The sequence below is a fragment of the Anabaena lutea FACHB-196 genome (assembly GCF_014698305.1).
GTDB lineage: Bacteria > Cyanobacteriota > Cyanobacteriia > Cyanobacteriales > Nostocaceae > Anabaena > Anabaena lutea.
Genome location: NZ_JACJST010000023.1, coordinates 48,119 through 72,338, shown reverse-complemented (window position 1 = coordinate 72,338; position 24,220 = coordinate 48,119). Strand labels below are relative to the sequence as shown.

The 24,220-nt window shown below is 40.4% G+C and carries 22 protein-coding genes and 1 pseudogene; 5 read left to right on the top strand and 18 right to left on the bottom strand.

Annotated elements, in window-relative coordinates:
- Positions 1–64: 64 nt before the first annotated feature.
- Positions 65–301 carry a BolA family protein gene (locus tag H6G59_RS21150; protein ID WP_190718001.1) on the bottom strand — a complete coding sequence of 79 codons (237 nt, stop codon included), beginning with the start codon at positions 299–301 and terminating at the stop codon, positions 65–67.
- Between the two features lie 162 nt (positions 302–463).
- Positions 464–1,045: a hypothetical protein gene (locus H6G59_RS21145; RefSeq protein ID WP_190717998.1), complete on the bottom strand. Its 582-nt coding sequence runs from the start codon at positions 1,043–1,045 to the stop codon at positions 464–466.
- 170 nt (positions 1,046–1,215) lie between these two features.
- On the opposite strand from H6G59_RS21145, the gene H6G59_RS21140 reads away from it, so the two are divergent.
- Complete coding sequence (locus H6G59_RS21140; protein WP_190717995.1) at positions 1,216–3,333, top strand: S8 family serine peptidase; 2,118 nt, start codon at positions 1,216–1,218, stop codon at positions 3,331–3,333.
- Between the two features lie 20 nt (positions 3,334–3,353).
- Here the strand turns inward: H6G59_RS21140 and H6G59_RS21135 are convergent.
- A pseudogene (locus H6G59_RS21135) lies at positions 3,354–3,584 on the bottom strand (hypothetical protein); the annotation flags it as partial.
- A 217-nt stretch (positions 3,585–3,801) separates the two neighbouring features.
- Between H6G59_RS21135 and H6G59_RS21130 the strand changes: the two are divergent.
- Positions 3,802–4,332 (top strand): orange carotenoid protein N-terminal domain-containing protein, encoded by a 531-nt coding sequence (locus H6G59_RS21130; RefSeq protein ID WP_190717992.1) that lies wholly within the window; start codon positions 3,802–3,804, stop codon positions 4,330–4,332.
- Between the two features lie 134 nt (positions 4,333–4,466).
- Here H6G59_RS21130 and arfB read toward each other — a convergent pair whose 3' ends face one another.
- From arfB to H6G59_RS21070, 13 genes are all read right to left on the bottom strand, one after another.
- Positions 4,467–4,880, bottom strand: coding sequence for an alternative ribosome rescue aminoacyl-tRNA hydrolase ArfB (gene arfB, locus H6G59_RS21125; RefSeq protein ID WP_190717989.1), 414 nt, complete (start codon positions 4,878–4,880; stop codon positions 4,467–4,469).
- A 74-nt stretch (positions 4,881–4,954) separates the two neighbouring features.
- Positions 4,955–5,719: an ABC transporter ATP-binding protein gene (locus tag H6G59_RS21120; RefSeq protein ID WP_339327991.1), complete on the bottom strand. Its 765-nt coding sequence runs from the start codon at positions 5,717–5,719 to the stop codon at positions 4,955–4,957.
- A 118-nt stretch (positions 5,720–5,837) separates the two neighbouring features.
- The gene (locus H6G59_RS21115) at positions 5,838–6,158 is read right to left on the bottom strand and encodes a Txe/YoeB family addiction module toxin (RefSeq protein ID WP_190717986.1); all 321 of its coding nucleotides are present in this window, start codon (positions 6,156–6,158) and stop codon (positions 5,838–5,840) included.
- Positions 6,148–6,432: a type II toxin-antitoxin system Phd/YefM family antitoxin gene (locus H6G59_RS21110; protein WP_190717983.1), complete on the bottom strand. Its 285-nt coding sequence runs from the start codon at positions 6,430–6,432 to the stop codon at positions 6,148–6,150. Before H6G59_RS21110 ends, H6G59_RS21115 begins: the two co-directional genes overlap by 11 nt.
- A 91-nt stretch (positions 6,433–6,523) precedes the next feature.
- Positions 6,524–7,741, bottom strand: coding sequence for an ABC transporter permease (locus H6G59_RS21105; RefSeq protein ID WP_190717980.1), 1,218 nt, complete (start codon positions 7,739–7,741; stop codon positions 6,524–6,526).
- Positions 7,741–9,210, bottom strand: a complete 1,470-nt coding sequence (locus tag H6G59_RS21100) for an efflux RND transporter periplasmic adaptor subunit (RefSeq protein WP_190717977.1) — start codon at positions 9,208–9,210, stop codon at positions 7,741–7,743. The genes H6G59_RS21105 and H6G59_RS21100 overlap by 1 nt, the downstream gene beginning before the upstream one ends.
- 172 nt (positions 9,211–9,382) lie before the next feature.
- On the bottom strand, positions 9,383–10,000 hold the full coding sequence (locus H6G59_RS21095) for a CPBP family intramembrane glutamic endopeptidase (protein WP_242038941.1): 618 nt from the start codon (positions 9,998–10,000) through the stop codon (positions 9,383–9,385).
- Positions 9,979–10,176, bottom strand: a complete 198-nt coding sequence (locus H6G59_RS27455) for a hypothetical protein (protein WP_242038940.1) — start codon at positions 10,174–10,176, stop codon at positions 9,979–9,981. The genes H6G59_RS21095 and H6G59_RS27455 overlap by 22 nt, the downstream gene beginning before the upstream one ends.
- Before the next feature lie 166 nt (positions 10,177–10,342).
- Positions 10,343–10,936: a TetR/AcrR family transcriptional regulator gene (locus H6G59_RS21090; RefSeq protein WP_190718082.1), complete on the bottom strand. Its 594-nt coding sequence runs from the start codon at positions 10,934–10,936 to the stop codon at positions 10,343–10,345.
- A gap of 236 nt (positions 10,937–11,172) precedes the next feature.
- The gene (locus tag H6G59_RS21085; RefSeq protein ID WP_190717974.1) at positions 11,173–12,525 is read right to left on the bottom strand and encodes a TolC family protein; all 1,353 of its coding nucleotides are present in this window, start codon (positions 12,523–12,525) and stop codon (positions 11,173–11,175) included.
- A 112-nt stretch (positions 12,526–12,637) separates the two neighbouring features.
- Positions 12,638–13,309, bottom strand: a complete 672-nt coding sequence (locus H6G59_RS21080) for an ABC transporter ATP-binding protein (protein WP_015214796.1) — start codon at positions 13,307–13,309, stop codon at positions 12,638–12,640.
- Between the two features lie 102 nt (positions 13,310–13,411).
- Positions 13,412–14,689: an ABC transporter permease gene (locus tag H6G59_RS21075; RefSeq protein ID WP_190717971.1), complete on the bottom strand. Its 1,278-nt coding sequence runs from the start codon at positions 14,687–14,689 to the stop codon at positions 13,412–13,414.
- A 114-nt stretch (positions 14,690–14,803) separates the two neighbouring features.
- Positions 14,804–16,363, bottom strand: coding sequence for an efflux RND transporter periplasmic adaptor subunit (locus tag H6G59_RS21070; RefSeq protein WP_190717968.1), 1,560 nt, complete (start codon positions 16,361–16,363; stop codon positions 14,804–14,806).
- 604 nt (positions 16,364–16,967) lie between these two features.
- Here H6G59_RS21070 and H6G59_RS21065 point away from each other — a divergent pair.
- On the top strand, positions 16,968–17,852 hold the full coding sequence (locus H6G59_RS21065) for a tetratricopeptide repeat protein (RefSeq protein WP_190717965.1): 885 nt from the start codon (positions 16,968–16,970) through the stop codon (positions 17,850–17,852).
- Between the two features lie 159 nt (positions 17,853–18,011).
- Here the strand turns inward: H6G59_RS21065 and H6G59_RS21060 are convergent, their stop codons facing one another.
- Positions 18,012–18,416: a response regulator gene (locus H6G59_RS21060; RefSeq protein WP_127051782.1), complete on the bottom strand. Its 405-nt coding sequence runs from the start codon at positions 18,414–18,416 to the stop codon at positions 18,012–18,014.
- Positions 18,417–18,741: 325 nt separating this feature from the next.
- Here H6G59_RS21060 and gyrA point away from each other — a divergent pair, with 325 nt between their 5' ends.
- Positions 18,742–21,258: a DNA gyrase subunit A gene (gyrA, locus tag H6G59_RS21055; protein WP_190717962.1), complete on the top strand. Its 2,517-nt coding sequence runs from the start codon at positions 18,742–18,744 to the stop codon at positions 21,256–21,258.
- Positions 21,259–21,483: 225 nt separating this feature from the next.
- On the top strand, positions 21,484–21,663 hold the full coding sequence (locus tag H6G59_RS21050) for a chlorophyll a/b-binding protein (RefSeq protein WP_190717959.1): 180 nt from the start codon (positions 21,484–21,486) through the stop codon (positions 21,661–21,663).
- Positions 21,664–21,963: 300 nt separating this feature from the next.
- On the opposite strand, the gene rpoD is transcribed toward H6G59_RS21050, so the two are convergent.
- Complete coding sequence (rpoD, locus tag H6G59_RS21045; RefSeq protein ID WP_016950148.1) at positions 21,964–23,136, bottom strand: RNA polymerase sigma factor RpoD; 1,173 nt, start codon at positions 23,134–23,136, stop codon at positions 21,964–21,966.
- Positions 23,137–24,220 lie beyond the last annotated feature (1,084 nt).

Genomic DNA, 24,220 nt, shown 5'->3' with positions numbered 1-24,220 from the left:
AATACAATTTTAGATTGTGAATTGAGAAGAAAAAATCTCACAGCTAAAATCAGTGTTTTGCTAGTCAAGCTTGGGGAGTAGATGTTTTGAGAGCCAAGGCATGAATTGCTTCGGTTGACATAGCTTGCTGCAACGCACCATAAACCAACTGGTGTTGTTGCACCAGTCCCTTACCTGCAAAATGCGATGAAACTACTGTCACCTGATAGTGATCACCACCACCAGTCAAGTCCTGTACCTGAACTTGGGCATCTGGCAGTTCCGCCTTAATCATTGCCTCAACTTGCTGCGGAGTAATCATCGCCATTCCTGAAAAAACTTACTTCTCTATTATTAACAGATATTGAGCAAATGCCTTGGGGAGATGGGGGAATGGGGAGATGGGGTGACGTGGTAACGCGGAGATGGGAAGAAATAACTATCTACTGCACCCTGCACCCTGCGTTCTGTCACCTGTCACCTATTACTTAGTGCCTTGTCGAGGATAAGCTATATCGACAAAACCCAATTCCAATAACTGTTGATAGGCTTTCTTGCCTAATTCTCGTGTGGGATTTTGACTTTTAATAATTTGAATTAACAAAGGAACGGCTAATTCTGGCTGATTTAGCGCCCGATGGACTAGTGCTAGGCGATAGGTGGCATCATCTCTGAGTTGGGCGGTGTCTAGGGCTTTTTTGCGCTGGGAATCGGATACTCTGATATCAATTCCCGAAAAGCTAGAGTTGAGATCCTGATAAAAATTAGATAGTTGATTAAAAACTTGACGTGCTTCCTGGAGTTTCTTAGCAGCTACGTCATATTTTTGAGCAGAAACGGCCTCGTCTGACTCTTTTAAAAGCCGCTGTCCTCCTTCAATGCTCAAGATGCTGTTGCTTTTACTGGTGGGACGCAGGGTATTAGGATCGTTAGGATCAAGAGGTTGTGCTTGAAGATTATTGGCGGGTTGCTGTATTACCTGAGCATGAACAGGTGATAGCAGGCTCATAAAGGTAATGAGAGAGAGGGAAGTGAACCGAATTAAGGAAGCAGCAGCAAGGTTCATGGGGTCAATTAGTGCAACAAGTCTATAGAAAATGTATGGAAACTTCGGGTATCTTAACTCTGTTTGTGCCTCAGATACAGTAAAACCGCACAATAAGTTTCTCTGGTTTAGACGGGAAACTTGTTGAATAGAGTTCCCTATCCCCTACTCATATACCAAAAATATTCCCTATGAGCGATTCCTTTGATTCTCAACCTACAGATTTACCTGCCAGCAACCTGGAAGTGACTTTACAACGCGGTGGAGAAGAGTTAATTCTAGAAAAAGCTCTGTATAGCTTCACCATTCGTCCAAATGCTGACTTTTCTCGTGAGCAATTATCTCAGGTTGCTTGGGGTGTTTGGCAGCGTAGTATCCCCAATGCCAACCTGGAACTATTCACTGTTGAATCTGGCCAGTTAGAGATGGGGATGTCTCAAGCAAGGGCTGACGAAAATGTGGCTTTTGCCAGTCATGTATACAAATTTAAAGATAATCCTGGAACTTACGTTTATCTGAGTGACCAAATCACTATTCAATTTGCTACTTGGGTAGACGCTGCCAAAATTAATGTTATTGCTACCACATTTAGCTTAGTCGAAGATCAAACAGTTTTGGGTATACCGAATACCTTTGTATTTCTTGTCAGCAAACAAGCCACAGAAAACCCTCTCAAAATTACCAATCAGTTACAAAAACTTCCAGAAGTTTTAGCTGCTGAACCAAATATTTTTATCCAACAGGAACCACATTATAAACCTAGTGATTCCCTTTATTCCCAGCAATGGTATCTCAATCATAATGGTGGTAATCAGTTGGGAATGGGTTCTCATATTGCTGTGGAACAAGCTTGGGATATAACTCGCGGTGTGCGTTCTGTGGTGGTAGCTGTGGTGGATGATTCTTTTGATTTGAATCACCCAGATTTTCAAGGTATGGGTAAAGTTGTTGCTCCGAGAGATTTGAAGGAAAATGATTTTTTACCTTTACCTGGGGAAAAAGAGACTAGTCATGGTACTGCTTGCGCGGGGATAGCTGTGGCTGAAGAAAATGGTGCGGGAATTGTCGGGGTTGCTCCTGGTTGTGCATTAATGCCGATTCGCACGACAGGATTTTTAGATGATCAAGCTATTGAAGATATATTTAATTGGGCAATTGATCAGGGAGCTAGTGTAATTTCTTGTAGTTGGGGAGCGTCTGCTGTTTATTTCCCTCTATCTTTGCGCCAAAAGGTAGCTATTACCCGCGCTGCAACAATGGGGCGTAATGGTAAGGGATGTGTGATTGTGTTTGCTGCGGGCAATGCTAATCGTCCAATTGACGGTAGTGTAAATGAGCAAAATTGGCCGAAGAATATTCTACAAGGTAAAACGGCTTGGTTAAGTGGTTTTGCTATTCATCCAGATGTGATTGCTGTGTCGGCTTCTACGAGTTTGAATAAAAAAGCTGCATATAGTAATTGGGGCGCGAATATTTCTGTGTGTGCGCCTAGTAATAATGCACCACCGGGAATGTGGTTTCAGGAAATGGGTTTTGTTTACACACAACCAACTATCACAACTTCTATTTCTGGTTTGGGAATTTTTACGACGGATCAAGTGGGTGCTGCGGGTTATGACTCTGGTAATTTTACCAACAACTTTGGTGGTACTTCTAGTGCAACTCCTGTGGTTGCTGGGGTAGCAGCGTTGATTTTGTCAGCTAATTCTAATTTGACGGCTCAACAAGTGAACCGCATTTTGCAAGAAACTACGGATAAAATTGTTGATACTGAACCAGATCCGCAATTGGGTTTGCGTGGGGGTAGTTATGATAGTAACGGTCATTGCATTTGGTTTGGCTATGGTAAGGTAAATGCTGCTAAGGCTGTACGTGCAGCGCAGCAGTTGCAGACAGTGGTATCCAGTGTTAGCAAGAAAGTACGGGGTGAGAATAAAGCCCAAATTACTATTCCTGACTATGAGAAACGAGGGGTGAAAAGTGCGATCGCTATACTCGCCGAAGGCATCGCTCTGAATGAGGCTGTAACTATTGCAGATATTCAGGTGACGGTTAATATCACTCACGAGTTTTTAGGAGATTTGGAAGTTTATTTGATTGCTCCCAATCATCAACAAGTTTTATTACAGAGTCGGAGTTTAGGTAGACGGACTCAGTTACAAAATACTTATACAGTGCGATCGCATCCCGTTCTTAAACAATTACTTTCCCTTCCTGCTAAAGGACTTTGGCAATTACAAGTTATTGATTATTCACCCCAAGATGTAGGAAAACTCAATAGTTGGGAATTGCTTATAGGCTATGAGTAGTAAAAGTCTGGCAATTAAGTTGTCTTTTCTGGTTCAGGGATTTCATATTTAGGTGCAGTGGCAGCTTCAGCAGCAGTTTTTCCTTCTTCTGTACGGTCAATTTCACTGACACTGAATTGCTGTGCAGCAGCATAATCAGCTTCAAAATCTACTTTTGGTGCTTTTTCTTGCCCACTAACTATTTGTTCGGCAGCTAATTGTGCATCATGGGTGGTAGCTTCATTGGGATTAGGCTGCACTTTATCAGACATAACTAAAACCTTAATTCATTTTTACTTTGCTGGGGCAAGTTTATCAAAATAATTTACTCAACTCTTGTTCCACAAGAGAGATATTACCCTCTATTACAAGGTAGATCAGAGATCAGTTATTTAATTAACAAACATCTTTCTCTTGGAGGTAGACCATAATTATAAAAATTTGATAATCCTGTAAGTCTTAACTGTTAAATTATTCGAGGGATGAATTATGACCACTAGTTACAATAAAAATGTTGCTCAAGCTCAGAGCCAGACAACTCGAAATGTAGTGGAAGAGTTTAATGGTTTAGATACTGATGCCAAATTAGCTTGGTTATATTTCGTTTATGAAAAAATGGGTGATACCATTACTCCAGCTGCTCCCTCAGCCGCAGAACCAGAATTAGCTCCTATGTTGGTAGGAGACTATTTGCAATTATCGGATGAAGAACAACTAGAAATTATGCGGGATATAGTTGACTGTAAGGATACAGCTTATTCTCGTGCTTATGGGGCATTAAAAGAAAATAACCAGTTGTTCATTTGGTATGTTTGGGCAGAAGCAATGGGTGATACAGTGGTGGGAATGCCAGATAATTATGAGTCAACTGAGGCAATTAATGATTTACTTGCTCAAATTGAAGAAATAGATTTTGAAGGTCAAATTTCTATTTTGCGGACAATTGCTGGTGAGATGGGTTATAGCGATGTCAAACCGATTCCAACGCAGGCAGAAACAGGAAAAACATCGAGTTTATAATTAATAATTCAAAATTCAAAATTATGAATTTTGAGTTGGGAATTAACAAGTTGTAAGTTGATTTAAATTTGATTTAACTCTGCTGGGGTGAAGTGAGGTATATCACTTCACCTGAAATGTATTAGTTGCGCCGCTCATTCTGTAATTTTTCCTCGTAGGGCTTTAATTTCGCCGCGTTTGGTTTTGCTGTCAATGCGTTTATTTTTAGCGCTGCGCGTGGGTTTTGTAGGCTTGCGTTTTGGGGAAATGACAGTGACGCTTTTGATTAAGGTTTGGAGACGTTCGAGCGCGTCTTCTTTATTCTGTTCTTGAGTACGATGCTGCTGGGCTTTGATAACTATTGTCCCTTCTTTGGTAATACGTTGATCTCCTAAATTGAGCAGACGTTCTTTGTAAAGCGGTGATAGGGAAGAGGCATTAATATCAAAGCGCAGATGAATGGCTGTAGCAACTTTATTGACATTTTGACCACCTGCGCCTTGAGAACGGATTGCACTAATACTGATTTCGCTGAGAGGGATGATGGTTTTGTCGGTAATTTGCAGCATGGTGGTTTTTTAATAGCTTTGATATTTATCCCGCTTTTATTCTAATCCTTAGATTTGACTGTCGATATTCTGAATCAAGAAACTACAAGCTGATGTAACTCACTTGGTGTAAGGTGAGAATGTAGCACTTCACCATCACGAAACCAAACAATGCGTTTAGTTTGACGTGCAACTTCAGTTTCGTGAGTCACCATGACAACTGTAATCCCACTGCTATTTAATTCACCAAAAATATCTAAAACTTCTTGGGTTGTGCGGGAATCAAGTGCGCCGGTGGGTTCGTCAGCAAGGAGAACAACGGGACGGTTGACAATGGCGCGAGCGATCGCTACTCTTTGTTGTTGTCCCCCTGATAATTGGGTAGGTTTATTATTGAGGCGTTTTTCTAAACCTACTTTTATCAATGCTTCAATCGCCCGTTCTTTTCTTTCCCCAGGCTTAACACCAGCATACACCATTGGCAGCATCACATTTTCCATTGCTGTCAATTGGTTTAATAAATGGAATTGTTGAAATACAAATCCTAGCTTTTTATTGCGAATATGCGCTAATTCTGTATCACCGATTTGGGCTACATTCAGATTATCTAAATAATAATTTCCCGAACTAGGACGATCTAAACAGCCGATTATATTCATAGCTGTAGATTTACCAGACCCAGAAGGTCCCATAATCGCACAATATTCGCCTTCTTCTATAACTAAGTTGATATCATTTAGTGCTTTTACTTCGGTTTCACCACTACCATAAATTTTAAAGATGTTCTCTAAACAAATAATTCCCGATTTTGGTGGTAAATTGGGAATGTTTGAATTGGTAATAGTAAGAGTATTTGCCACAAGAATTATATCCTTTATTTTCAAACTATGAATTGCATAAAATCATGTAATCAAATAAATTAGCTGTTTTTGAGTTTATATATAGCAAAAAAAAGAGTGCTATGGATTTATTTTGATTTTAAGCTGATTCATAATGATAACGAGCTTGTAAAAAATAAACTTTATTTTCTGTGACTTTATAAACTAAACGATGTTCTAAATCAATGCGTCGTGACCAAGTATCAGCAGCAATATATTTAAGAGGTTCTGGTTTACCTAAACCTGTAAATGGTTTACCATCAAGAATATCCGCTACTAAATCCAAAATCTTATCGCCTTTTTTGGAATCGTGACTATACCACCAAGCTAAATCTGCTTTAAAATCGGGACTGAAAATAGGAATATAACCAGATGGTTGTTTTACCTCATTCTCATCTGGCTTTTTTTGCTTACGATTCAATTCCTAACTCCTCTTTTAATTCAGACAATGTTTGAGGAGTTTCCGTTGCTGTTTCAGACCATTCTAAAGCACGAAATAAACGTTTGGCATTTTCAGGTGATCTTAATAAATAAACACACTCTAATAAACTTGAAAGTTCATCCTCTGCAATTAACGCGACATTCTTATGATTACGACGCTTAATTACCATAATTTCACTCTGATCACACACCTGATCTAAAATACTTGCTAAATTCAATCTGGCTTGAGAGTAAGTAGTTTCTTTGCTCAACATTATTTTTTTAGAAAGTTGTACAACAATATTGTACAATAAAGTATTGACTTTGTCAAAAATTGCGATATCAATATCATTATTTTTGAATTATTTACGCGCTTCTTAATGCCACAATTGGGTCAAGTTGAGCCGCACGGCGGGCAGGAACTACGCCAAAAAATAAACCAATTCCACCAGATATACCAACAGCCATTGTAATTGAAACGATGGAAATACTCGCTTCTAAAGGAGTTATTGCTGATACTAATATTATGCAACCAACTCCAACTGTAGTTCCTACTAAACCGCCAATTACAGAAACAATTACTGCTTCAATAATAAACTGAAGCAAAATGTCTTGCTGGGTAGCGCCAATTGCTTTTCTTAAGCCAATTTCTTGAGTGCGTTCGGTGACAGAAACGAGCATAATATTCATAATACCAATGCCGCCAACAAATAAAGAAATACCTGCGATCGCAGCCAGCATAGTTGTCAACGCACTGGAAATTTGACCTACTGTTTCTAAAGCATTCTTTTGTGTGCTAATAGTAAAATCATCTTCACCCACTAATTTATGTCGTTGTCGTAGTAAATTGGTAATTTGAAATTCTGCTGCATCTACACTATCGGCATCTTTTGCAGAAGCAACAATATAGGTTACTTCTAATCCATAGGGAGAGGTTTTTCCTACTAAACGATTTGCTGATGTGAGAATCGGGACTAATGCTGAATCATCGTAACTTATACCCAAATTTGAACCTTTAGCCGTTAGCACTCCAATTACTTGAAAACTGGCATTTTTGATTCTTATTTGCTGACTAACGGGATTAGTATTACCAAAAAGTTTTTCTTTCAATTTTGCACCTAGCACCACAACTTGATTGCTGCGCTTCATATCTATGTCGGTGAAAAACCTTCCTGTGGCTACTTCAAAATCACGCACTGTCAAAAAGCTGGGAGTTGTACCAATAATATTGACATCCGTGTTTCTGTTTTTATAAGTAACCACCTGTCTACTATTCAATTCCGCTGTAGTTGCTGCTATTGTAGGAACTTGAGTTGCGATCGCATTCGCATCTTCTAAAACTAAAGTCCTGGTAACATCTCTAGAAACCCGTTGAGTTTCTTCATTACCAGGAATTACAAATAAGACATTTGGACCAAAGGAATTTAGTTGATTATCTACAAATTTTTGACCCCCTTCTCCAATGCCAATCATGGCAATTACTGACCCATTACCAATGATAATACCCAACATTGTCAGGGCGCTACGTAACTTGTTAGCAAGCAAAGTTTTACCCGCCATTTGCATATGTTCTAAAAAATTCATTATTTTTTCTCTTCTTTAGCTTTTTGAATTTTGTACTCTTTGGGTGGACTTACAAATATCAAATCACCCTTTTTTAGTCCCTCTAAAACTTGAGTTTCGTTTTTGATTTGCGCTCCAATTGTGATTTCTCGAAACAGAGGTTTATTATTCGCATCTGGTATGAGTACGCCAGTTTTGCCATTTTCGGTGAGAATTGCGACTGTGGGTAAGGTTATAGCATCGTTAATGCGATCGCCCAAAAACGTCACATCTACATTTAAACCAGAACGCAGTTTATCTGCACCACTATCAATCACCACCCGCACCTGAAACGATGTCACACCTTGCTCTATTACCGCTTCAGGAGCAATCAGACGTACACGTCCTTTAAATACTTGATCTGGATAAGCATCAGCGATAATTTCTACCTGCTGTCCTTGCTTAATTCTACCAATATCAGCTTCGGGAACTTGAGCTAAAACTTCTAAACCTGTCGCTAAAGCCACAATTGAACTAGAAGTTGCTGATGTACTCGTAGAAGCCGAAGTTGTTGGTGTCACAAAAGCCCCTATATTCGCGTATTTTTGAGTTACTATTCCCGCAAAAGGAGCGCGAATAATGGTATCTTCCAACTGCACTTGCTGCTGATTTAACTGAGCTACAGCCGATGCTACAGAGGCTTTAAGTCGAGCAATTTCTTCGATTCGACTACCATTTTCTAACTTTCGTAATGCTTCCCGTTCTTGAATAACTACGGCTTCTTGACTTTTGATATCTTCGTTGCGATTCCCAGCTTTTTGCAGTGATAATCGCCGTTGAGCTTCTTCTAAACTGGCTTTTGCTCTTTTATCTTCACTAATATATTGTTCTAGAGAATCTTGAGCAATTGCTCCTTCTTTTGCTAACCCCTGATAACGTCTTACCCTAGCTTGGGTTAATTCTACCTGCGCTTTAGCTGAGTCTACAGCGGCTCTAGCTTGATCAATTTCCTGAGAACGATTCCCCGCACGAATGATAGCTAACTGAGCCTCAGCTTGGGCTACACGGGCTTTAGCTTGGGCAATTTCTTCGGGACGACTCCCCGCTTGACTCTCCGCTAATTGTGCTTTGGCTTGATCTAAGTTCGCTTGAAATTGGATAATTCGCATTTTAATTTCGGAGTTATCCATACGAGCAATAATTTGCCCTTTCTGGACTGTTTCTCCCTGTTCAATATCTAAATCGGTGATAATTCCCGGATTTTTGGGACTAATATTCACGCTTTGTACTGGTTGCACTTTCCCACTAGCGGTAATCCGCACTGTGACACTTTTTGCTGCAACTGGAACAGTGAGTTTAGTAATGTCTTGTTTACTATTTGCTTGATTCGCTACTTTTAAGGCTGTGGTTGTACCAACTATCAAAATACCAGATGCCATCAACCCCATTAACCAGCGCAATGGGTACTTGATTTTTTTGCCAATTAGCGGAATTTCTATGTGAGTTGTCATATGATTTTGCGGTAATTACTAAAATTGAAAGTTGTGAATTTTTTGAACTAAATACTAAAGAATACTGTTGATGAAAAGCATCAATCAAATCACTACATTGTTGATTTGTCGTTTCTATTTGATACTAGCATTTAAATATAGAGTCATCACATGATTTGGTGACTTTTGCTGGTCAGCTAAAATTTAATGGAATCAGACCTAGTTTACCTTGAGTTTTTTGAATTAAAAAGATACTTACTACAATCATGGGCAGCACTAAATTTATTTCAGTGACTTGTTGAGCAATAAAACTTTCTGATAAAACTTTACCTCCCAGTCTAACTGAATCATTTGATAAACCGTGCATGACAATAGCTATTATGGTAGTCTGCCCAACCTGATTAAAAAAATAAGTCATGATTATGGAAATCAAGATAAATTTGCAGGTAAGAATGAAAAACATAGATAAAAAATTTATTATTCCATAATCGAATAATAAATTTATTTTCACGGGTATATGCCACATAGACCATAAAAATCCTAGTATTATCGAAGCTTGTAGAGGTAGAAAGCGTTTTTGTAATAAAGGTAGAGCAAACCCTCGCCAGCCATTTTCTTCAAATAAACCTCCAGCATCTAGAAACATGGCAATAATCAAGCCGCTCCAAAAATTAATAGATAAAAAGTTGATATCCCAGATAAAATCTTTTTCAGGAAGTAGCCATTTATTTAATCCAGCAGAAGCCAGATTCATCAAAATAAAAACTAATATACAAATTCCCCAAATTCTCAAGGCATACTGCCAGTCCATACCTTTACTAAATCAGTATTAAATTGAATACCAGTTTTTTGGAGTGCTTGGTCTACGGCAACATCAGCACCAGTTAATAAAAAAACTGGAATAATCAGAATTACAATTAGAACTGAAATGATGTAGTACCATGTTAGTGGATACTTTTTTACATAAACCGTAAATTGTCTTAGCATAGTTATCAATATTCCGAGATTGTAAACGCTGTCATACTTAAGTATTTTTTCTACTGACAGGACAATGTTAGGTAGAATTTTTCAGATATGCTCCTAGTAAGTAAAAATAAAATGTAAGTAATCACTTATTAATTTTCTAAAAAAAAGTTTTACTTAAATTATGCAATTAATCTTGAATGGGAGCAATTCCTTGCCAGACAATATCCACGAGATTTTCAACGAATATTTTTTCATCTGTTTTTATAACTTCTCCAGGGTGCATTTGTTCTAAGAAAACAAAGTTCATTAGTGATCCTAGCAATATCATAGCAATAGTATGAGGATCACTAGGGCGAAGCCTTCCTTGTTCTATTTCTTGCGCTAGGAAGTTAGTAAATACTTTGATCTCGCGAATAGGTTTCGACTTGATCATACTTGCCGTTTCTGGAAGTAGATTACCACAAGCTTTCAACATCATCAATCGTGGCATCACTTGACGATGAAATTCTAAAGTTTGTAGACACAAATGAATGAGGTTTTGTTTGAGATTTCCTTTTCCAGATAAAGAATCAAGTTCTTGCACCCAAGGAGGTCTTTCAGGTATTCCCATTGACGCAAAAAATAGTTTTTCTTTGGTTGAGAATCGCTTGAAAATAGACGCTTCGGAAATTCCGGCTTTTTGAGCAATTTCCAAGGTTGAAGCACCAAACCCTTGTTCGAGAAAGATTTCACGGGCTGCATCTAAAATTTGTTCATTAGTGATTTTTGGTGTGCGTGCCATAAATAAGTGTGTAGTCACTTATTAATTTAATCGTTATTGATTGTAATGTCAAGAAGAAGATTTACTCAGCACTTATTTCTCGTACCCATACTCTGTATGGTAATGAATTCTATAAGGCTCTATCTTCTTTGTAGAGAGAAGAGTCAGAGCCTCTTTGATAGCATTCCCAGTCAGAGACTGGGAACGAGATAAACTCACTACTCACTACTCGGTACTCACTACTCGGTACTCAATACTCATTTCTGATTACTGGATCTTTGTAAATTAGCTAAAGCGCGGTTGTAGTTCAAAATAGCAGTGACTCGATTACCTTCAGCTATTGTGAGGTCATTTTCAGCAGAAATTACCTCAGTTTGAGTACCGACACCAGCTTGAAACCTGAGTCTAGCTATACTTAAAGCTTCCTTGGCTTGATTTATAGCCACGCTAGAAGTTTGCACATTATCCAAATTGGACTGTAACTGCAAATAGTATTGTTCAACATCAAAGCGAATTTGGTTGCGCTGGCTAGAAAATTGAGTTTCTGCGATCGCAATATTAGCTTTTGATTGAGCCGCACGCGCTCTTGCGGCACCCCCATCAAACAAATTTAGACTTGCTTGCAGTCCCAACGAATAGCCATCACTAACGCTAACACTGTCGTTATAACGATCTAGTAAACTGTAGCTGGCATTTAAACTAATTTGTGGCCCTAGTTGTGAAAGTGCTTGTCGTCTTTGTTGCTCACTAATATTGCGTTGTGCCAAAACTTGTTGTAATTCTGGACGGTTTTGAAAAGCTTGAATAATGGTTTCTTCTAATGGTTGCTGCCAAAGACCAGCTAATTCTACAGGATCTGCTGCACTGATATTAATTGACTGTGGCAAACTTAATCGAGTTGCTAATCGACGACGAGCAATTTGTTGTTGTGAAATAGAATTAGTGAGATTTTGGAGAGAATTTGCTAAATTAACTTGAGTTTGCAAAACATCAAATCTTGTTCCCACTCCAGCCTGTTGTCGAGCTTGAGCATCTCGCAAACTAGCCTGGGAATTTTCCACAGATGACTGATTAATTCTGACTTGTTCATCTGCTTGTTGTAAATCATAGTATTCAGTTGACACATTTAACCGAATTTCTAATAATCGGTTTTCCACATCTAATTCATCTATTCTTAATTGTTCCTCAGCCGCTCGAATACTAGCTTCCCGATTGCCAGAGGTATAAAGGTTATAACTTAGTTGTGCTTGACTATTGAAAGAAGTACTAGGTGAAGATGAATTATTCAGAAAACCATCACCATTGTTAGTTACACTTCCATTAACACCAAGGCTAGGAAATAAAGCAGATTGAGCTTCCTTTAATGCAGAACGACTGCGTTCTAATTCTAATTTCACTACCTGTAGTTCTTGATTATTGCGTTGTGCTAATTCTAAAGCTTGTATTAAAGTAATTGGTACATTTTCCTGAATTTTAACTTCCTCTGGACGGGTAGGAAATAATAAAGGATTGGGATTGGAGTTAGGGATGGGGAGCGTTTCTGCAATTGCAAAATTTGGGATGAGAGCGATAAATATTCCAATCCAGGTAGAATGCATTTTAAATAACATAATTTTCACACTTAGTAATAACAGCTATTTTTGAAAACGAACCGCAGAGGCGCAGATGACACAGAGAAAATCAAGAGAAATTTGTCTATTTTACATAAATATTATTCCAATATTAATTAACTATTAAACCATCTTGAACTCGGATGATTCTTTGCGTTTGAGCAGCGATATCTGGTTCGTGAGTAACAATCACAATTGTGATGCCTTGCTGATTAAGTTCTGTGAGCAAATTCATCACTTCGTAGGAAGTCTCAGTATCTAAAGCTCCTGTGGGTTCATCTGCTAGAACTAAAGCAGGTTTGTTAACCAAAGCCCGTGCGATCGCAACTCGTTGTTGTTGACCCCCTGAGAGTTGACTAGGACGGTTAGCAATGCGATCGCCCAATCCCACCTTTTCTAGGGCAGCCAAAGCCCTTTGGCGGCGTTTTTGCTTGGGTAAATTGGCGTAAACCATCGGTAACATCACGTTTTCTAAAGCTGTTGAACGTGCCAAAAGGTTAAATTGTTGGAAAACAAAACCTATTCTTTGATTGCGAATATAAGCCAATTCATCATCATCAAAAGTAGTTAGATTTCTACCTTCAAAAATATAGTTTCCTCCCGTCGGACGATCTAAACATCCTAAAATATTCATCAGGGTAGATTTACCCGAACCGGATGCACCCATAATCGATACATATTCTCCTTCTTCAATTGAGAGTTCAATTCCTTTAAGTATGGGAACATCGACTTCTCCTAAATGGTAGGTTTTGGTAATGGATTCCAGCCAAATCATTGTTGTCATAATAGTAGTAATTAAAAATTATATCTCTCAAAATATTCCTCTCTGAGCCTCTGCGTCTCTGCGTGAAATAAATATTTTCACTTAGCAACGCCGAATCTTTATTTAATCGCTTCTTAGGGCATTAATGGGATCTAATTTGGCGGCGTTTCTTGCGGGAATTACTCCAGCAACTAAGCCAACGCTCAGTGAGAGTCCAAATCCGACAATGATTGATAAAAAAGAAATTATAAAGGGAAATTTAAAACTAGTTGCTGCTGCAAAAGCAATCACAATTCCACCTACAATGCCAATAGTTCCACCAGCAATAGAAATCACGATTGCTTCGGCTAAGAATTGATTGAGGATGGCTGAATTAGTTGCACCTACAGCTTTTCTAATGCCAATTTCTCGCGTTCGTTCCACAACAGAAACTAACATAATATTGGCAATACCAATTCCGCCAACAACCAAAGAAATTCCAGCAATTGCTACTATCATCACTGTAAATAAACCCACAACACCGGTGAATGTGTTAACAATATCTGCTTGGTTGGTGAGTCGAAAATCATCAGGTTGAGGTGGATAGATATTATGACGCAGGCGTAAGAGATTGGTAACTTGAAATTGTGCAGCTTCTAACTGTTCTTGATTAGCAGATTTGACTAAAATTCCATTGACAGAAACGCCGACTAAAGCATTGTTCCCAACTAGTCTTTTTGACATACTAGTCAGAGGAATGAAAATTTGGTCATCTCGGTCTGTTGGACCTTGAGAACCTTTAGGCTCCATCACGCCAATCACTTCATAAGCCTCTCCTTGAATCCGAATTCTTTCACCGATGACATTATTACTTTGAGTAAACAGTGTTCTTTGGACTGTAGGACCAATAATGGCAAGCTGTGAAGCATTATCTAGTTCTTCTTGGGTAAAATATCTCCCTTGCTGAGGGCGGGTATTTCTGACTTCTGGGTAGTTTAAATCCGTACCTATAACTGTTGTTGAGGTATTCTGTCCCTCATAAACAACTTGTATATTCCGCTGTAGATAAGCAGATACCAGTTGGGCTGATGGTGCTTGGGTAGCGATCGCTTTCGCATCTTCCCACGTCAAGGTGCTACTAGAACCTACTCCTTGGCGAATATTACCGCTTCTGGCCGCACCAGCCAAGATTTGTAGCACATCCGTACCCAAGGCTTGAATCTGTTGCTCAACACCCTTTTGCACCCCCTGACCGATAGAAGTAATAGCAATAACTGAAGAAATGCCAATAATTACCCCTAGCATCGTTAGACCTGTGCGTAATTTATTACTCCACAGTGTCTCTACCGCCATTAAAAATATTTCTAATAATGGCACTGTGCGGGTGTTCTTAGCTTTATTCGCGTAATAAGCTTTAGCCATAATCGAGTACCGAGTACCAAGTATTGAGTACCGAGTATTGAGTAGTGAGTATCGAGTGATGAGTTGAAAAACTATCCAGCAGGAGTGGGGTTTTTAGAGATTAACTGCTAACTACTAAGAACCACCGCGACGACCTCCTCCTCCACGGCCACCACCGCCACCTCCTCCTCCTAAACCAGGGAAAACGCCTCCTCGTGGTGTTGATTGGGGGCGTGATCCTGGTGGAAAACTGAGCAGTACCCTCTCGTCTCCTGTCAATCCAGACTTAACTTCAGTAAAATTATTCACAGTCACGCCAGTCTCAATACGCGTGAAAACAGGTTTGCCATCCGCGCCCGCTACATACACACCTGTGGTACGTTCTCGGCGCACTACTGAAGCTGTTGGCACTACTAGGACATTTTCCAATTTACCAACTTGAAAGTCAGCTGCCACATTCATACCCGAACGCAGTAGCCTTTCAGGATCTGAGAGTGCTACTCTGACTTCAAAACTGGTAACATTTTGCTCAACTATGGCTTGGGCTGCAATTTGACTGACTTTACCTATAAAGGTTTTTCCTGGGTAGGCATCTGCCTTGATTGTGACTTCTTGACCAAGACGGATTTTAGAAATATTAGTTTCGGCTAAATTGGATACAACTTCATTTGTGGAAGCTAGAGACAAGATAGAAGAAGAGGTAGCAGAAGATACTGCACTACTGGCAGTTGTGGGAGTAACGAAAGCGCCAGGATCAGCGTACTTTTTCGTCACTACACCGTCAAAGGGAGCGCGAATTATGGTGTCATTAATTTGGGCTTGAACGTTTTGTAGGGAGCCACGAGCAGACATCATCTGTGCTTGTGCTTGGTCAATGTCTTCTCGGCGCGTCCCTGCTTTGAGGAGTGATAAAGATTGCTGTCTCTGTTGAACTACAGCCCGTGCTTGTTGAATATCTTCTGGACGTGAACCTGCTTTTTGTAATGCTAGTGCTTGCTGGGCTTCATTCACCTGAGCCTGGGCACTATCACGATCTGCTAGTTTTTGGTTAACGGTTTGGAGGGAAATTCCTCCTGAATTGAAAAGTTGTTGATTTCGGCGGAAATCATCTTCTGCTTTACTGAAATTAGCTTGAGCGCTTTTTAAGCGTGCCTCTGCTTGGCCAATATCTTGGGAACGATTACCTGCTTCTATTTTTCGCAAATTTGCCAAAGCCTCGTCCAGTTGTGCCTGTGATTGAGCAATATCTTGGGGACGATTACCTGCAATCAACTTTTGTAGATTCGCCTCAGCTTGAGCTATTTGCCCTCTGGCAGAGGTGAGTTGCCCTTGCAGGTTGGAATCATCCATGTAAGCTACAATCTGTCCTTGTTGGACTATATCGCCTTCTTTGACGAGCAGTTGTTTGAGGATGCCTGAATTTTTAGGGCTGAGGTTGATTGATCTCTCAGGCTTAACGGTTCCATTGGCAGCAACTGTGATTGATAAGCTCTGTCTTTCTACTGGCCGGGTGACAACACGACGTTGTGCTTGTTGACTGGGAAGAACCATGAACTGAAGATAAACTACGTAGCCAATTCCACCTATTAGCCCAAGGACGATTAGCCAAGGCAGCCAATGATTTCTGCCTTTTTTTTTGTTTACTTTTGGAACCGATAAAGATGAATCTACAGGATTTGATGTATCAATTGCCATATAAAATTTGTGTATATACAACGGATGCGGATCTAGTACAAAAAGGCGTAACAATAATCTGCCCATTTAAAATGTCTAAAACCCCTACAGCACATTCAGAGGGAAGAGGGAACAGTGAAACCCACCCTTAAGAGAGTGAGATTGAAAACTTGGACGTTTTGTTGTTCGGGCTACGTTTTCAACAAATTTTCTTTTCTGACTGAGCTTTAAACTCAGAACTCAAGCTTTAGGAAATAAGACACTTTCTATTCCCTGTTAAGAGTTCCCTCTTCCCTGTTCCCTTTTTTTGTAATTAAGTTGGCATCATCTGCGATCGCCGCTCTTACGAATTATTTTAATGTTATGCAGCCTCTTCGTATAAATCTATGTAAGCAATTATCGAACAATTACCCCATATCTCAAGCATGACCAAAGTCACTAGTAACTGTAAACTTATGTATGACCAAAGTCACCAAAAAATTTCTGAAGAACTAGTTGTAAGTTATGAGACTAAACTCAGCACTCAGCACTCAGAACGGTTTCGGTAAAATTTACCTTTTTTCTGGAGCGGAGATCGTCTAAGCTATCTGAAAGATTCTTTGATTTGTGGTTTAGAGGCGGTAGTGTGCCAAAACACCTTGGTTTGATTTCTCTTCTGGTTGTCTGTAGTTTGTGGAATATTCCCAAAACTGTCCACGCACAGGCATTGATACCTCATACACTGCAACTTGATACAGCCAAGTTGGAGAAGCAGGGGTTGAGCTTGGCTCAAGAAGCGGCTCAATTAGCACAGTTTCAGCAAATTGATTTGGCTTTGCCACGTGCGCGGCTGGCTACTCAATTGGCTCCTGAAAATGATAAGGTATGGTTACTCTTGGGTGGTTTGCATTTGCAAATGAAAGAGTATGATACTGCGATCGCAGCTTTACAAAAAGCCCAAACGCTTAATCCCAAAAATGCTGATATTCTCTTTGCTTTGGGTTCAGCTAATTTTCAGAAACAAAATTATCAAGCATCTGCTACCCATTACCAAAACGGGTTGCAGTTAAAACCTAATGACTCAGAGGGTTTATTTGATTTGGGTAATGCTTACTATATGTTAGGTCGCTTGCCCGATGCGATCGCTCAATTTAATCAAGCTGTCTCTCAAGATAAAAAATTCTGGCCAGCAATTAACAACATTGGCTTAATCAAATACGAACAAGGCGATGTTCAAGGTGCAATTAAACAATGGCAACAGGCAGTAGCTATTGATAAGCAAGCCGCCGAACCTTTATTGGCTTTAGCTGTAGCGTTGTATACCAAGGGTGACAGTCAACAAGGATTAGCAATGGGGGAAGCAGCACTCCGTATAGATCAACGTTATGCTGATTTGGATTTCCTCAAGCAAAACCTTTGGGGTGAACGCCTACTGTCTGATACGAAAAAATTCTTAGAATTACCCCGCATTCAAGCAAGTCTAGGAACGCTGCAAGACACCCCGCAACCCACACAACAGCCTACACAGTAGTAAGTTGATTAATTGGTAATTGGTAATTAGTGTTGCTATTACCCGTTACCTATTAATACTTGCCTAACTTTACCAATCTGTAGTACATATAAACTAAGAAAGAACAGAAGTCATCCAAAATATTTATGGATGTGTTCTTCTGACATCAGCTGGCAGTTTTCAAGAATCTTGTGTAGGTAGAAGTGCCACAATCTGGTCAACAAATTGTTGATGGTCAACAACGGGTTTAGAGATGTAGCCATCCGCACCACTTTGCTTGAGAAAGTTCTCACGATCGCCTTCCATAGCGTGTGCTGTCACCAAAATAATAGGTAAGTTTGCTGTTTGCGGATCAGATTTTAACATTTGTGTAATTTTGATACCATCAACAGACTTACCTTCGTAAACACTGCGAGATAGAGAAACATCCATTAAAATCAGGTCAGCTTCCCCAGCTTGGGCAATTTTGATCACCTCTTCCACATTTTCCGTATGTTTCACACCCAAGCCACCACGCTTGGTCAAAATTTTGGAAAAAACACGAGCATTAATCAGATCATCTTCGACAATCAAAACAGTTTTCATGAGAATTTAATCTATAAGGGTGAAGGAGGATTAAAAGCAATTTTGGATTTTGGATTTTGGATTGGGAACATGGATAGTTAGAGTGTTTCATCGCGATGAAACAAGACAACCTCTCCCAATCTGGTATAAGACCTAAGCAGCAAATAATCTCTGCTGCCTTATTTAGTAATCAATTTGTATCCCCAATATCAAGGATAATACTACTGTTTTTTATCCTATGAGGATCAAGATTTTATTATCAATACCATTTAATCCGTTATGCTGTGGTTTCTATAGTGTTAAGTTCCACCGACTTTTGTGTAGTTAAAATTCAGGGAAAAAGCTCATGGCAAAACAGTTAAACCTTCTCTCCACGGGACAGGTCATCACAACAGCCCTGCACACCGAGATGCAACGGTCTTATCTAGAATATGCCATGAGTGTGATAGTTGGGCGGGCATTACCAGACGTGCGTGATGGCTTAAAGCCAGTGCATCGACGGATTTTGTACGCCATGCATGAACTTGGGCTGACACCAGATAGACCTTATCGTAAATGCGCTCGTGTAGTTGGAGACGTATTAGGTAAGTACCATCCCCACGGGGATCAAGCCGTTTATGATGCTTTGGTGAGGTTAGTACAGGAATTTTCCAGCCGCTATCCCTTACTGGCTGGACATGGTAATTTTGGTAGCGTGGATAACGACCCACCAGCGGCGATGCGTTACACAGAAACGCGCCTCGCACCCATTGGCCATGAGGGAATGCTGACAGAAATTGGCGAAGAAACCGTGGAATTTAGCGGTAATTTCGATAATTCTCAGCAAGAACCAACTGTCTTACCGGCTCAGTTACCGTTCCTACTACTTAATGGCTGTTCTGGTATTGCTGTGGGGATGGCGACAAATATTCCCCCGCATAATTTAGGGGAAATAGTCGATGGGTTGATTGCTTTAATTGACAACCCAGATTTAACGGATGAAAAGTTATTTGAGCTAATTCCGGGGCCAGATTTTCCTACCGGGGGAGAAATTGTCGGTAACACGGGGATTCGGGAAGCATACACCACAGGAAAAGGTGGGATTTTGTTGCGGGGTGTGGCGACATTGGAGGAGATTCCTGCCACTAGAGGCAGCAAACGCCGGACGGCAATTATTATTACTGAATTACCTTATCAGGTAAATAAGGCGGGTTGGATTGAAAAAGTAGCAGATTTGGTCAATCAAGGACGCTTACTAGGCATTTCTGATTTGCGGGATGAGAGCGATCGCGAAGGGATGCGAGTAGTCATTGAACTCAAACGCGATACCAACCCCCAAGAAGTTCTCCAACACTTGTATCACCAAACTGCTTTACAAACTACCTTTGGAGCGATTCTGTTAGGGTTAGTAAATGGACAACCTCGACAGTTAAGCTTGCGTCAACTGTTGCAGGAATTTTTGAATTTCCGAGAACATACTCTCAATCGTCGCTACAGTTATGAGTTAGGTAAAGCCGAAAACCGAGTGCAGATTGTCGCCGGTTTACTGAAAGCTTTGTCTCACCTAGATGATGTAATTGCCATTTTAAGGCAAGCTGCTGATGGTAGTACAGCCAAATTGAACCTTTGTCGCCGACTAGATTTGAGCGAAGTACAAGCGGATGCCATTCTGTCCATGCCATTACGCCGCCTCACCAGTTTAGAACAGCAAAATTTACAGCAGGAATTTGACCAAATTAACGAGCAAATTACCTCATTGCGGAGATTACTGGAAGACAGACGGGAATTACTGAAAGCGTTGAAAAAGGATTTGCGAAGTCTCAAGCGAAAATATAGTGATTCTCGACGGACAAAAATTTTAGCGCCCAATGAAACCCCAATCAAACCAGAAAAGGGAAAAATAGAAACACAGGACAATCCAAAATCTACAATCCAAAATCCCAAATCGGAACAACCACCAGAACCAGCAGTTCTAGAATTTACCCAGCGAGGTTATGTCCGTCGCATTTCTCCCACAGGGAAAAAGCCGAAAGCGGAAAATGGTTTGCATGACAACGACTTCATTATCCACACCGAGTCAACTGACACTGAAAAAGATTTGTTGATTCTCAATAGTGGTGGTAAAGTCTACCCTGTGAAAGTGGGAGAAATTCCCGCTACAACTGGACGTTCTCCACGAGGAACACCACTCATTACCATGCTCACAAGTACAGCACAAGGTAATGCAGAAGCTGTTGTTAGCCGCTTTGTACTGCCAGAAACATCCGCAACAACTGAGATGATTCTCCTCACCAAACAAGGGCGAATTAAGCGTCTGTCTCTGGAAGAATTCGCCAACCTCACTCGGCGCGGAATTACGATTTTGAAGCTGAAAGATGATGATGAATTATCTTTTACCCAGTTCACCAGAACAGGAGATCATCTGATTTTAGCTAGTTCAGGCGGGCGCTTGTTGCGGTTTGCAGTTAATGATGAGCAATTGCCTGTAATGGGACGTGCCGCAATGGGTTTACAAGCATTCCGGCTGTTAAAAAATCAGCAAATGGTTGGTTGTGTAACTGTCGCTAAAGATGACCAGATATTGCTAGTTACTCAAGAAGGATACGCCAAACGAATGCCTGCAAGTAACTTAAGAGCAGCTAATCGCGGCGATTTAGGCATACAAATGCTGAAATTTAACAACAAAACTGATAACCTAGCCGCTATGGTACGCGCCATCCCAGGTACAGAAGTAGCTCTGTTGACTAATAAAGAACGCGTCGTGAGAATTCCTGTAGATACAGTGCCACTTTTAGATAGAGATGCTAAAGGTGAGAAGATATTGCAAATCAACCGCGATGAGAAAATTATCACGGTTGTTGAGGTGCGAGTCTGGATCAGCTAAAAAGCATCTAATTTGCAGATCATAATTTCATCGAACTCTTGTGGGGTAGGTATCTTGCTTGCCCAGCTTGAAGTTTGAGTTGATTCGCTAATTTAGGAGATTTGTCAACTTAAGTTTATAAATCTCTACAAAGAGAACAAACTAACCTTGCATTATTGAAAATATTTGTTATATTAGTTTACATAAGGCAATAAAGCTTAGTAAAGCCATCTTGGAGTGCGAACCATGACTAACGCAACAAAAACTATTACTTCCATACCAGAAGATCGTAACGCTTGGCGTTGGGGCTTTACTCCCCAAGCAGAAATTTGGAATGGTCGCTTGGCAATGATTGGCTTTTTAGCGGCTACCTTGGTTGAGGTTATTTCTGGTCAAGGCTTTCTACACTTTTGGGGTATTTTGTAAGATTTGAGATAAAGAGTTGTTCATAAACGAAAAACCTGGTAGTTTTGATTAACTACCAGGTTCTTTATTTTTTGCTTTCTTGGTTATTTGTCTTCAGTCATTAGATATACATTTAAAGCTCATGACTAAATACAGCAGATTGCAGATCAATGAGGTACAGAATCTAAATTGAAACCTAGACACATTCGCCAGTTTTACTCCTGAACCGGAGGTCTGCGTAGCGTCTCCTGAACCGATAGCGCAGCGTGGCGTAAGCCATAGGTCTGCGAAGCGTCTCCTGACTCCTGAATTCTGCTGTAACTACCGAATATATTCCTTAAGAACGCTGTTGCGATTCGGATGGCGTAACTTGCGGAGTGCCTTGGCTTCAATTTGGCGAATTCTTTCGCGGGTAACGTTGAAAATCTGACCAATTTCTTCAAGAGTTTTCATCCGACCGTCATCTAAGCCATAGCGTAGTCTCAAAACATCTCTTTCGCGGGGGCTAAGGCTGTCGAGTACTTTTTCTAGGTCTTCGCGCAGAAGATTTTTAGAAACTTGGTCTTCTGGCGTTTCTCCGTCAGATTCAATAAAATCGCCCAATCGAGAATCTTCTTCTTTCCCAATTGGTGTTTCTAAGGAAATTGGTAACTGGGCGGATTTAGCAATAAAGCGCAGTTTCTCGATGGTCATTTCCATGCGAGTAGCAATTTCTTCTTCGGTGGGTTTGCGACCCATTTCTTGAGAGAGCAGTTTGGTAGTTTTCTTGATCCGTGATATGGTTTCGTAGAGATGAACAGGTAGACGGATAGTGCGAGATTGATCAGCGATCGCTCTGGTAATTGCCTGACGAATCCACCATGTAGCGTAGGTAGAAAACTTATAACCTTTTTCGTGGTCAAACTTCTCAGCAGCGCGAATCAAGCCTAGACTACCTTCCTGAATTAAATCTTGGAAGGATAAGCCACGATTCATGTATTTTTTGGCGATTGAAACTACCAGGCGCAAGTTTGATTGCACCATTTTATCTTTCGCCCTGCGTCCAACGTGTAGACGATAACGGAAGGTCGGTAATGGTAGTGCAACAGCTTCTGCCCATTCTTTAAATTCAGGTTCGCGTTCTAACTGTTCGTACAGACGATCCCTTACCCGTTCTAATTCCAGCAGATCGGCAATTTTCCGCGCCAATTCAATTTCTTCATCCGCTCGCAATAGCCGAATTCGACCAATTTCTTGCAAATAAAGGCGAATTGAATCTTCGGTGTAATGCTTTTTCTTTGTTTGTGTCCGACGACGCGACTTAGCGGCTTTTCCAGACTTTGCGTCGTCCTCATCAGACTGAGGCTCTAAAAAATCATCAATTTCGCCGTCGTCGGTAAGCAGTAAGTCCTCTTCATCCTCAATTAATAAGAGTTCTTCTTCGATCTCAGGCGGATTTATCATTTCTAGGTCAGGCTGATAAATGCTGTCGAGTACGTTGTTAGCCTGGTTCATGCCGCGTTCCTCATGCTCCTTGCAGAATCAATTACTCAAGATGTGTTTACTGCTCTTTTAATCGAGCTAATTGTTCACCGAAAATAGACTTTTGGCTGATTGCCTGTGATATTTTCGGAATTATTGCCCCCTTGGGAGGCGGAGTTTTTTACTTTAGCAGCAACTATCACTCTTATGTGACTTGCTTTTGGGAAAGTAAATTTCGTCGCTGTCGCCGTTGTACACAACTTCTGATTGACTGGTCTAAAACCAGACTGAATCTTTAATCAAGAAATCTACCATTTCAGAGCAATGAATCTGACTGCTGGCAGATTTACCTGTAAAGACTGTTCCGATTGTAGCCTGTTTCACAGAAATTGCACTCTTTTTGTGTTTTAATCGCCAACTCGTTCAGAAAAGGGAAGCCACTTTTATCAAAAAGATATTAAAAACGGTAGTCACACCATTAAATCTTGTCGAAAACTTTTTGGTTTTGCAGTGGCATTCTCATTAGATTAAAAGGTAGGCACACTTGCTCCTAAAAGCTTCTAGATGTTAGGTACAACAATAATTCCCTGGCAACAGGACTTTGAATCTTAACTTAAGTCAGCAGGATTAATGCATCCATGTTTACATTTCTTTCATCCAGCAGTCAGTTTACCAGAGTAGAGCAGGGCTAACTGCTCGGTAGATCTCTTTGTAGTGGATCAGTGCGCTTGCTTACAGGCGCTTAACCTTGTATATACTGTGCCAATAACCTGAACTTAGGAGTTAAGGTTGTAGCATAACTAGCAGGATGACAGATGAATTTAGATTTCACTCAATTCTGCCTTATTAACACATTAGCGCAAGGCTGAGATTTCAGCCTTATGCAACTTGACAAACTGTTCTTATTGTATACAAGGTTATTTTAATCAGTCGAGAAATAATTTGTCAGTGGAGATAGTAGATAATTTGCTCTCTCGATGCTAAAAGTGCATTGTTACAGGGAAAACAATCATCTTGGCTACAGCGATATATGACTATATCAGCAATTGTTTAGATATTTGTTGCCTGTTTTTGAGAATGAGCAGTTGGCTCATAGAGAAGTTGCCGATTGGCTTTT